The organism is Pseudescherichia vulneris NBRC 102420, from assembly GCF_000759795.1.
GTDB lineage: Bacteria > Pseudomonadota > Gammaproteobacteria > Enterobacterales > Enterobacteriaceae > Pseudescherichia > Pseudescherichia vulneris.
Genome location: NZ_BBMZ01000015.1, coordinates 162956 through 174668 on the forward strand (window position 1 = coordinate 162956; position 11713 = coordinate 174668).

9 protein-coding genes are annotated in these 11713 nt (G+C 55.8%); 8 read left to right on the top strand and 1 reads right to left on the bottom strand.

What is annotated here, in order from left to right; all coding sequences use genetic code 11:
• Nucleotides 1-105 precede the first annotated feature (105 nt).
• A complete protein-coding gene (locus EV102420_RS14475) occupies nt 106-375 on the top strand; it encodes a YnjH family protein (protein ID WP_042392970.1) in 270 nt (89 codons plus the stop codon).
• A gap of 60 nt (nt 376-435) precedes the next feature.
• Here EV102420_RS14475 and xthA read toward each other — a convergent pair whose 3' ends face one another.
• Complete coding sequence (gene xthA, locus EV102420_RS14480) at nt 436-1242, bottom strand: exodeoxyribonuclease III (protein ID WP_042392971.1); 807 nt, start codon at nt 1240-1242, stop codon at nt 436-438.
• A gap of 409 nt (nt 1243-1651) precedes the next feature.
• Between xthA and EV102420_RS14485 the strand changes: the two genes are divergently transcribed.
• The 7 genes from EV102420_RS14485 to EV102420_RS22370 form a co-directional block, all read left to right on the top strand.
• Nucleotides 1652-2872, top strand: coding sequence for an aspartate aminotransferase family protein (locus tag EV102420_RS14485; RefSeq protein WP_042392974.1), 1221 nt, complete (start codon nt 1652-1654; stop codon nt 2870-2872).
• A complete protein-coding gene (gene astA / locus EV102420_RS14490; RefSeq protein ID WP_042392977.1) occupies nt 2869-3903 on the top strand; it encodes an arginine N-succinyltransferase in 1035 nt (344 codons plus the stop codon). Before EV102420_RS14485 ends, astA begins: the two co-directional genes overlap by 4 nt.
• Nucleotides 3900-5378, top strand: a complete 1479-nt coding sequence (astD, locus tag EV102420_RS14495) for a succinylglutamate-semialdehyde dehydrogenase (RefSeq protein ID WP_042392980.1) — start codon at nt 3900-3902, stop codon at nt 5376-5378. Before astA ends, astD begins: the two co-directional genes overlap by 4 nt.
• The gene (gene astB / locus EV102420_RS14500) at nt 5375-6700 is read left to right on the top strand and encodes an N-succinylarginine dihydrolase (RefSeq protein ID WP_042392984.1); all 1326 of its coding nucleotides are present in this window, start codon (nt 5375-5377) and stop codon (nt 6698-6700) included. The genes astD and astB overlap by 4 nt, the downstream gene beginning before the upstream one ends.
• Nucleotides 6701-6710: 10 nt before the next feature.
• Nucleotides 6711-7679, top strand: coding sequence for a succinylglutamate desuccinylase (astE, locus tag EV102420_RS14505; protein ID WP_042392987.1), 969 nt, complete (start codon nt 6711-6713; stop codon nt 7677-7679).
• A gap of 302 nt (nt 7680-7981) precedes the next feature.
• On the top strand, nt 7982-8461 hold the full coding sequence (gene spy, locus EV102420_RS14510; RefSeq protein WP_042392989.1) for an ATP-independent periplasmic protein-refolding chaperone Spy: 480 nt from the start codon (nt 7982-7984) through the stop codon (nt 8459-8461).
• 437 nt (nt 8462-8898) lie between these two features.
• Nucleotides 8899-11713 (top strand): neuraminidase-like domain-containing protein (locus EV102420_RS22370; RefSeq protein WP_042393013.1); only part of this gene is annotated, 2815 nt, incomplete at its 3' end.

Consider the following 11713-nt stretch of genomic DNA (forward strand, 5'->3'; position numbering starts at 1 on the left):
ATAAGCGGGCCTGAGTCATAACTAAAAACGATGGGCAGATAAATTAAAGGAACCGGCACGGTTTACCGTTATAGTGATAATCAGCACAAAAAAGGAAATTCGTCGATGAACCGTTACGTGATTGCTCTGCTTGGACTGTTATCCGCTGGTGCACAGGCCGACCGCATCCGCCCCGATGTGGAAGTTAACGTCCCGCCGGAAGTGTTTAGCTCAGGTGGGCAGCGCCCGCAGCCCTGTAATCTGTGCTGTATCTATGAAGATCGGAACTATTCTGAAGGGGCAGTGATCAAGGCGGAAGGCGTCCTGCTACAGTGCCAGCGCGACGAGCGCACGCTGAGCACTAATCCGCTGGTCTGGCGGCGGGTACGGGAGTAGGTGTAGCGATCCGTAGGCCGGGTAAGGCGTAGCCGCCACCCGGCGTTACCGTTGTCCAACTCAGATCGTAAAGCTGGCCCATACCGGCGCATGGTCGGAGGGTTTCTCCATGCTGCGGATATCGTAATCGATGCCCGTCTCCTGGCAACGGCTCGCCAGTGACTGGCTGGCCAGCAGCAGATCGATACGCAGCCCGCGGTTGTCATCGAACCCTTTTGAGCGGTAGTCGAACCAGGAGTAGCGATCCTGCGTTTCCGGGTTCGCGTGGCGGAAGGTATCCACCAGCCCCCACTCCAGCAGGCGACCCAGCCACTCACGCTCTTCCGGCAGGAACGAGCATTTGCCGCCGCGCAGCCAGCGTTTGCGGCTCTCTTCACCAATGCCGATATCGAGATCCGTAGGGCTAATATTCATATCGCCCATGATCAGCACCGGGCTGTCCTTCTGCAACTCGTTATCCAGATAGCTCTGCAGATCGGCGTAAAACTTCGCTTTGGCCGGGAATTTTGTCGGATGGTCGCGGCTCTCGCCCTGTGGGAAGTAGCCGTTGATCACCGTGATATTGCCGAGTGCCGAGGGGATCTCCGCCATGATGATCCGACGCTGAGCTTCGCCGTCGTCACCGGGGAAGCCACGGCGTACCGAGACAGGGGTCTCTTTGGTGAGCAGCGCCACGCCGTAATGCCCTTTCTGGCCGTGATAAAAGACGTTGTAGCCCAGCTTCGCAACCTCTTCGAGCGGGAACATGTCGTCGTGAACCTTTGTCTCCTGCAGGCCAATCACGTCCGGCTGGTGTTTCTCTACGATGGCCGCCAGCTGATGGGGGCGCGCACGCAGCCCGTTGATATTAAAAGAAACAAATTTCATATTGTCTGCCACATAGCAATAAGTAAGCCCAGATGTTAACAGAAAAATCGCAGCGTATCCGCCCCGGATTTTTTATGCGTATTACGCCCTAAAAAAGGGCGGTCTGCACCGCACCGGGGCACGCAACGGTGGTAAGTTTCGCTTGCGATCACACTTCCAGAATTAAATTTTATACCTGCATAAATCTGCTGCCCGCAGACACCGCTATCGGCCTTCTTACCAATATTATTCACTTTATATGCAATTTAAATGCATAGCGCTCTGCTGTAACTTATTGATATTTCGTTGCCGCTCCGGCGTTATGCATTTTTATCGCTGGCTGGCACGATGCGTGCAATCTACATTCACAGGGCCGATGTTCACAATAATTAACATATTAACAACGTTTCATTTACCTGATGAGGTGGCTATGTCTTTGCCCGTTACGCGTGAGAGTTTCGATGAGTGGATGCTGCCGGTTTACGCCCCTGCGCCTTTTATTCCCGTTCGCGGTGAGGGTTCCCGCCTGTGGGATCAGCAGGGGAAAGAGTATATCGATTTTGCTGGCGGCATTGCCGTTAACGCCTTAGGCCATGCCCATCCAGGGCTGTGTCGCGCCCTGAGCGAGCAGGCGGCCCGGTTCTGGCATACCGGAAACGGCTACACCAACGAGCCGGCGCTGCGGCTGGCAAAACGCCTTATCGACGCCACCTTTGCCGATCGGGTCTTCTTCTGTAACTCCGGCGCGGAGGCCAACGAGGCGGCGCTCAAGCTGGCGCGTAAATACGCGCACGATCGCCATGGTGCGCAGAAGAGCGGCATCGTGGCTTTTAAAAATGCTTTCCACGGCCGGACGCTGTTTACCGTCAGCGCGGGGGGGCAGCCTGCCTACTCACAGGATTTCGCTCCGCTGCCGCCGGATATCCACCATGCGGTGTTCAACGACATCGCCTCCGCGCAGGCGTTAATTAACGATGATACCTGCGCCGTGCTCGTTGAACCTATTCAGGGCGAAGGCGGCGCAGTGCCTGCGAAACCAGAGTTTTTACAGGCGCTGCGTGAGCTGTGCGATCGCCATAACGCGCTACTGATTTTCGACGAAGTGCAGACGGGTGTAGGGCGCACCGGCGAGCTGTATGCCTATATGCACTACGGCGTGACGCCCGACGTGTTGACCACGGCTAAGGCCCTCGGGGGCGGTTTCCCGATTGGCGCGATGCTGACGCGGGACGAGTACGCCAGCGTGATGACCGTCGGCACGCACGGCACCACCTACGGCGGCAATCCGCTGGCTGCTGCCGTGGCGGGAGAGCTGCTGGATAACGTCAATAACAAAGCCTTCCTGGACGGCGTGAAGCAGCGCCAGCAGGCATTCGTCGAGCAACTTCAGGCTATCAATGCCCGTTTAGCGCTATTCAAAGAGATCCGCGGCATCGGCCTGCTCATTGGCTGCGAGCTGGATCCCGCCTGGGCCGGTAAAGCCAAGCAGATAGCCCAGCTAGCCGCCGAAGAGGGCGCAATGGTGCTGATCGCCGGGGGCAACGTGGTGCGCTTCGCCCCGGCGTTGAATATCAGTGAGGAGGAGATCCGCACGGGTATGGAACGTTTCTCCCGCGCCTGCGAACGATTTCTAGCGGGGTACGCAACATGATGGTGATCCGTCCGATTGAGCATAGCGATCTACCCGCCCTGATGCAGCTGGCGGGAAAAACCGGCGGCGGGCTAACCTCGCTGCCTGCCGACGAGGCCACGCTGGCGGCGCGTATTACGCGGGCGCGACAGACATGGCTGGGCGAACTGCCAAAAAGCGAGCAGGGCTATCTGTTTGTGCTGGAAGATACCGACAGCGGCACGGTGGCTGGGGTGTGCGCCATTGAGGTTGCGGTCGGCCTGAACGATCCTTGGTACAACTACCGCGTCGGAACCCTGGTGCATGCCTCCAAAGAGCTCAACGTCTACAACGCGCTGCCTACGCTGTTTTTAAGCAACGACCATACCGGCAGCAGCGAACTGTGCACCCTGTTTCTCGATCCCGAGTGGCGAAAGGAGGGCAACGGCTATCTACTCTCTAAATCGCGCTTTATGTTCATGGCTGCGTTTCGCGACCGCTTCAACGAAAAGGTGGTGGCGGAGATGCGCGGCGTGATCAGCGAGGATGGCTACTCGCCGTTTTGGGACAGCCTGGGCAAAACCTTCTTTTCGATGTCCTTCAGCCGGGCCGATCGCCTGTGCGGTATCGGGCAGAAGGCGTTTATTGCCGAGCTGATGCCCAAGCATCCGATCTATACCCAGTTCCTGTCGGCAGAAGCCCAGGCGGTGATTGGGGAAGTGCATCCGCAAACCGCCCCGGCGCGCGCCGTGCTGGAGAAAGAGGGTTTCCGCTACCGCAACTATATCGACATTTTCGACGGCGGGCCGACGCTGGAGTGTGATATTGACCGGGTGCGCGCCATTCGCAAAAGCCGCCTGGTGGAGGTCGCCGAAGGGCAGCCCGCGCCAGGGGAGTGGCCGCTCTGCATGGTGGCTAACGAGCAGTATCAGCAGTTTCGCGTCATGCTGGTGACCGCTAATCCGGATACCGAGCGGCTGGTGCTGAGCGCCGCCCAGATGGACGCGCTTAAATGCCAGCCGGGCGACACCGTGCGCCTGGTACGTCTTTGCGCCGAGGAGAAAACAGTATGAGCTTATGGATTAACGGCGACTGGGTGACCGGTCAGGGCGTTCGGCGTGAGAAGCAGGATCCGGTAAATGGCGATCGGCTCTGGCAGGGGAACGATGCCGATGCCGAGCAGGTGACCCAGGCATGCCGGGCCGCCCGCACCGCGTTTCCCGGCTGGGCGTCGCAGCCTTTTGCTGCCCGTCAGGCCGTGGTGGAGAGATTTGCCGCGCTGCTGGAGGAGAATAAAGGCGCGCTGACGGAAATCATCGCTCGTGAGACGGGCAAGCCACGCTGGGAGGCGGCGACCGAAGTGGGGGCCATGATTAACAAAGCCGCCATCTCCGTAAAGGCCTGGCATGTGCGAACCGGCGAGCAGCAGACGGAAATGGCAGACGGTGCGGCAACCCTGCGCCATCGACCCCACGGCGTGCTGGCCGTTTTTGGGCCCTATAACTTCCCGGGGCATCTCCCCAACGGGCATATCATTCCCGCCCTGCTGGCGGGCAATACGCTGGTGTTTAAGCCCAGCGAACTGACGCCGCACAGTGGCGAGGCGGTGGTCAAGCTCTGGGAGCAGGCGGGCCTTCCCGCTGGCGTGCTCAACCTGGTACAGGGTGGGCGCGAAACCGGCCAGGCCCTGAGCAACCTGCCGGATCTTGACGGCCTGCTCTTTACCGGCAGCGCCAGCACCGGCTACCAGCTGCATCGTCAGCTGGCCGGACAGCCGGAGAAGATCCTCGCCCTTGAGATGGGGGGAAACAATCCTCTGATCGTGGATGACATCGCGGATCGCGATGCCGCTGTGCATCTGACCATCCAGTCAGCGTTTATTACCGCGGGCCAGCGCTGTACCTGCGCCCGTCGCCTGCTGGTGAAGCGCGGCGCGGAGGGTGATGCCTTCCTTGCCCGCCTGGTCGAGGTAGCAGGCCGTATCGTACCCGGTAGCTGGAACGCCGAGCCGCAGCCGTTTATTGGCGGGCTGATCTCTGAGCAGGCCGCTGAGCAGGTTTACCAGGCCTGGCAGGCCCATGAGGCACGCGGTGGCAGAACCCTGCTGGCACCGAAGCGTCTCAAGGCCGGAACGTCGCTGCTCAGTCCCGGCATTATCGATCTCACCGGCGTCGCGGACGTGCCGGATGAAGAGGTCTTTGGCCCGCTGCTGGGCGTCTGGCGCTACGATAGCTGGGAAGAGGCGGTTACGCTGGCGAATGCCACCCGCTACGGGCTGGCCTGCGGTCTGGTCTCGGCGGATCGCAAAAAATTTGACGCGCTGCTGCTGGCGGCGCGGGCTGGGATCGTTAACTGGAATAAGCCGCTAACCGGCGCGGCAAGCACCGCACCCTTTGGCGGTATCGGGGCGTCGGGCAATCATCGCCCCAGCGCCTGGTACGCCGCCGACTACTGTGCGTGGCCGATGGCGAGCCTGGAGTCACCCAGCTTGATCCTGCCAGAGACGCTCAGCCCAGGGCTGCACTTTTCGCCAGAGGAGGGAGCATGAAGGCGCACGAGGTAAACTTTGACGGCCTGGTGGGGCTGACCCACCACTATGCCGGGCTTTCGTTTGGTAACGAGGCGTCGACAAAGCACCGTAATCAGGTGTCGAACCCGAAGCTGGCGGCGAAACAGGGCCTGCTGAAGATGAAGGCGCTCAGCGACGCGGGCTTTCCTCAGGCGGTGATCCCACCTCAGGAGCGGCCCAACGTCGCGGTGCTGCGCCAGCTGGGATTCAGCGGCAGCGATGAGCAGGTGGTAGCTAAAGCGGCCACGCAGACGCCGGAGCTGCTCTCAGCGGCCAGCTCGGCCTCATCCATGTGGGTCGCCAATGCGGCGACGGTCTGCCCCTCTGCCGACGCCATGGACGGCAGGGTCCATCTTACCGTCGCTAACCTGAACAACAAGTTCCACCGTTCAAGCGAAGCGCCCACCACCGAGGCGCTGTTGCGGGCTATTTTCCGTGACGAGGCACGCTTCGCCGTGCATCCGGCGCTGCCGCAGGTGGCGCGCTTTGGCGACGAGGGGGCGGCAAACCATAACCGTCTCGGCGGCGAATACGGTGAGCCGGGTCTACAGCTCTTTATCTACGGGCGTGAGGAGCATGGTCACGCCGCACCCGAGCGCTATCCTGCGCGTCAGACCCTGGAGGCGAGCCAGGCGGTGGCGCGCCTTAACCAGGTTCATCCGGATCGGGTGATGTTCGCCCAGCAAAACCCCACGGTCATTGACGAGGGGGTGTTTCACAACGATGTGATTGCGGTAAGCAACCGCCAGGTGCTGTTCTGCCACGAACGCGCGTTTGTTAAGCAGTGCGGGCTGCTGAGTCATCTGGCGGAGCGGGTATCCGAATTTCAAGCAATTCAGGTGCCGGAGGAGGTGGTATCGGTGAAGGATGCCGTGGCGACCTACCTGTTTAACAGCCAGCTCCTGAGCCGGGAGGATGGCTCAATGGTGCTGGTTGTGCCCCAGGAGTCGCAGGAGCATGCAGGCGTCTGGCGTTACCTCAACGGCCTGTTGGCAGAGGATAATCCGATCCGCGATCTGAAGGTGTTCGATCTACGTGAAAGCATGGCGAACGGCGGTGGCCCAGCCTGCCTGCGTCTGCGCGTGGTGCTAACGGAGGCGGAGCGGCAGGCGGTTAACCCGTCGGTGATGATGAACGACGCGCTCTTTAATCAACTTAATGGATGGGTAGATCGCTACTATCGGGATCGTTTAACTCAGGCCGATCTTGCCGACCCGCTCCTGCTGCGGGAGGGCCGGGAAGCGTTAGACCAGCTGTCTCAACTGCTGGACCTCGGCTCGGTCTATGCTTTCCAGCGCTAAGGGAGACGCTATGCACGATTTTCTCGCTTTAACCTTGGCCGGGACACGTCCTGATCGGATGCAAGGTGACACTGTCACCTTTAGCTGGCGCTGGCACGGTGAAGGAGTGCTGGAGCTAACGCCGTATCAGCCTGTGGAGCGCGCTCTGGTGCTCTCGGTGGGGATCCATGGGAATGAAACCGCGCCGGTAGAGCTCGTCGATGGCTTGCTGACCGCGTTGTTCACCGGTTCACTGGCACTAAGCTGGCGCATGCTGGTGGTGCTGGGCAACCCCGAGGCGCTGCGTACGAACCGGCGCTATCTGCATGTCGATCTCAACCGCCTGTTTGGCCAGCGCTGGCAGCATTATCCCCCCAGTCTGGAGACCGAACGCGCAGCGCAGCTTGAACAGGCCCTGGAGCGCTTCTTTACTGACGGCAAAATAGAGACGCGCTGGCATCTCGATCTGCATACCGCAATACGCGGCTCGCATCACCCGCGCTTCGGTGTTTTACCCGCCCGTAAAACGCCGTGGGATGAATCCTTCCTGCACTGGCTGGAAGAGGCGGGGCTGGAGGCGCTGGTCTTTCACCAGTCGCCGGGCGGCACCTTTACCCACTTTAGCTGCGAGCGCTTTAACGCCCTGGCCTGCACCCTTGAGCTGGGGAAAGCGCTTCCCTTTGGCGAGAACGATCTTAGCCAGTTCGCCGTAACCCGCGACGCGCTGGCGGCGCTGCTCAGTGATACGCCCTGGACGAGTCAGCATGCGCCGGTGCTGCGCTATCGCGTTGCGCAGCAGATTACGCGCCACGGGGAGCGTTTCCGTCTCTGCATGCCTGCCCAGACGATCAACTTCACACCGTTTAGCGCCGGTACGCTGCTGGCAGAAGAGGGCGAGACGCGTTACATAGTTCAACACCAGACGGAATATGTCCTATTTCCGAACCCAAACGTTGCACCTGGCCTGCGGGCAGGTTTAATGCTGGTGCGGATGGCGTAGCGAGAGAGGAATAGAACGGCAGCCCAGGACATTATTGCAGACTATTCTTACCAAACTGCTTTATTAATAATCGCTGGAGGAGTATGCTCCTCCATATTGCCTTCAAAATCATCAGCTTGAATATTTTTGCTACACCTCTCCATCTTTTTTCCATATTGTCTTCACAATTGCGCAGAAACTGTTTTTTATACTTTCACTGTTTTACCGTTGCACTGATTAATTGACGAAAAAGGTCGTAAAGTTAATCTCGTCAACACGGCAACGTGCCGTAAGTAAGAATAACTGAAAGAAGGATGAAGACTATGCGTAAATTAACCGCTCTGTTTGTTGCCTCTACCCTGGCGTTCGGCGCTGCTAACCTGGCTCACGCTGCCGAAACCACAGCCGCACCGGACAACGGCGCAGCGATGCACCATAAAGGCAAAATGGGTCCGCATCACGATATGATGTTTAAAGACCTCAACCTGACCGACGCGCAGAAGCAGCAGATCCGTGAGATCATGAAGAGCCAGCGTGACCAGATGAAGCGTCCGTCACTGGATGAGCGTCGCGCCACCCATAGCATCATCGCCAGCGACACCTTCGACAAGGCGAAAGCCGAAGCGCAGATCGACAAAATGGCCGAGCAGAACAAAGCCCGTATGCTGGCGCATATGGAAACCCAGAACAAAATCTACAACATCCTGACGCCAGAGCAGAAAAAACAGTTTAATGCGAATTTTGAGAAGCGTCTGACAGAACGTAAAGCACCAGAAGGTAAAATGCCTGAACCTGCTGAGTAACTCAGCACACTTTCTTAAGACCGCCGGTCTTGCTCACATCCCCCATCGGGCTGTGGGCAAGGCCGGCGGTTTTTTTTTGCGCTAAAAAAGCAATCAAGATGCTTTCTTAATTGGTAAGAAATATTATTCACACGATAAATAGCCACATTATTTATTCTTAAGTAAATTCCTATGCAACCCGTCTTTAATTCACATCTCACTCTTTTTTATGCATTGAAGCGCAAATTAAGAACGTATCGTTTTAGAATTTTTTGATTAGAATTTTATAACTTCTATCGGCTAGTTGTTGTTTGATAAATAGAAATTTTTCCATTCAGTAAAATCTGATAGAGGTGGTGATAAATAGGTTGTTGCACAGGTCGGCCTATAACTTTTCCTTTTAAATTTAGCATCCTACGATGCCATCCCTATTTCTCTCCTGGATAAGGTGACACGCTATGAGTATCGATATTGCAGCATCCCTTAATGAGCGTCAGCGTGATGCTCTTCTATCTTATTATCTCGGTCAGTATGTCCCTGCCAGCGGTAATGACGATCTGGTTAATCTGGTGCAAACCCCGGAAGACGTCTATGAGTACTTGCTGATTGACCCACTGGTCAGCAACGCCGTACCCACCTCTCGTGTGGCGCAGGCGATGTCGAGCATCCAGCAGTACATCAATGGCATCACCATGAATATGGAGCCAGGCTACCAGACCCAGTATCTGGATCAGGAAAATATTACTAGCTGGAAAGAAGGTCTGAGCCAGTACGATATCTGGGCCGGTGAAGTAGAGTTAGATACCTACCCGGAGAATTATATTGACCCCACCCTGCGCCAGAGCCAGACCGCCTACTTTAAGGATCTGATCACCGATCTGAATCAGAATACCATTAACAGCGACACGGCCCAGCAGGCGGTTATGAACTACCTGAACAAGTTCGAGCAGGTGGCGAACCTGACGATTGTGAGTGGATATCTGGACAGTACCGATCAGACAGAGGGTATTTATTACTTCTTAGGTAAATCTACTACCTCACCAGTGCAATACTACTGGCGCTCGTTTGATATGAGCAAGAATGTGGATAATGTTGTTTCAACCAGCGCCTGGTCGGAGTGGTATCCAATGAATACCACGATTGCTGAGGATAATATTCAGGGCATCCCACGTCTGGTTTATTTCAATAACCGACTCTATTTTCTTTGGTTTGAAAAAAACAAAGGTGGCAATGCTACGGGTGATGAAAGTAATACCTATGATATTATCACCGCCTTTTCGTCTTACTGCGATTTTAATAATAACTGGGCTGCACCTACGGCTGTAATGAAAATTGATAATGGTAAGAAGGGTGGTTATACTGATCAATTATTTGAATCCTTGAATTTAAATACCCTTGCTATTTACAATCAAACTCAAAATATTTTGACTGTATCTTTATATTCTGGAGATTTAGACAGCGAAGATGAGAATTCTGTAAAACTAATGGGTTATCATGATTTTACAATCAATATTGACTATTGGTCTAAAACACAACAGGTAGAGGCTAAGAGCGCTGATGGAATAAGTATCTCTCAAATTTCGGAGTTACTTTTTCAATATTTACAAAATGGAGAAAGGCCAGGTAAGCAAAAAATAATTCAGTCTGTAGCTAGCGTTGGCGCTTTCATCCCTTCGGGCATACAGCTTTCAGGAGCGGAACACGATAATTTTAATGGACAAATTTCATTACCAACTCTCAATTTATCAAATGTGAGGTGTGAAGTTGATAGTTATGATGGGGGGTTAAAAATACATGTATCTATACCAGAAACTGTTGATACTCGAGATGTAACTGTTACAGACTCTGGTACATGGTTCTTTATGGCCTTTTGCAGTGACTCTCCTGCTTCATGGGTTAATGGTGAAGAGCGTTACAGAGAACAAGAGTCGGAATTTATTGCTAATCCTAGTGAAAATTTTAATGTCAGTGTGCAGGTGATGCATAATGACGAAAGGCTTAGCATGGACTCTTTTTCTATATATTTATCATTTGGTTACTTATGGAATAATGGGCCAAACCCGGCGATGGAAAATTCTGTTTACCAAGAGTACGTTTTAACTTTTACAAAAGATTTAGGAACCACTGTTGCGCCAATGATTACCAATCGAAATGATTCACTCTATGGAGAGGTTATTTTTTTGCAGTTCACGGGCGACTTTGCAAATGATACAAGTATATCACCGGTACGTTTGAATACGTTATTTTCAAAAGAATTAATTAATAAAGCTAACGTCAGTATCAACGATTTAATCAACTGGGACACCCAGCTTACCCTCGAACCCGGTATGACCAACGACACCGCCGTGCCCATGGACTTCAGCGGTGCTAATGGCATCTACTTCTGGGAGCTGTTCTTCTATATGCCGTACCTGGTGGCGTGGCGGCTGAGCCAGGAGGCGGAGTACAGCGATGCCCTGAGCTGGTACAACTACATCTTCGACCCGGCTGCGCGCGGGCGCGACAACAGCAGCGACATTCGCACCCAGTACCCGGAGCCTGACTACTGGAGCGTGCGCCCGCTGGTGGAGAGCGCCTCGTCCGCCGCCCAGGCCACTGCCGGCTGGTTAACCACCGATCCGGATGCGATAGCCTCAGCATGGCCTGTTCATTACCAGAAGGCAGTCTTTATGGCCTACGTCAGCACCCTGATGGCTGCCGCCGACGCCAGCTATCGCCTGCTGACTAACGACGGCCTGAGCCTCGCCCGTTTACAGTACGGTCAGGTGAAAGACCTGCTCGGTATTTGTCCTGACAGCTTAATTGTTAACCACTGGGCACCGGAAACGCTGGAGGAGCTGGCGGAGAGTGCAGAGAGCAACGTGGCCCTGCTGAGCTATGAGCAACAGGCCCCGGCAATGCCAGCCTTTGCCGGGAAGCTCTGCGTGGCGGCGGACGTGATCACCAGCGACAGCTTTATGGCCCCGGTCAACAGCCAGCTGCTGGGCTACTGGAACACGCTCGACTCCCGCCTCTATAACCTGCGTCATCAGCTGACCATTGACGGCCTGCCGATGACCGTTCCAATGTACGCCCCGCCAGTTAACCCGACGGTGCTGATGGAGCAGAGCGTGCAGGGCGGCTCGCTTATCAGCGCCTCCTCCGGCATGACGGCGACCATTCCGCCGTACCGGTTCAGCACCATGCTGCAGAGTGCACGTTTTGCCGTCTCCACCCTCAGCCAGTTCGGCCAGACGCTGCTCAGCTACTACGAGCGCAAGGATGCTGCCGGGC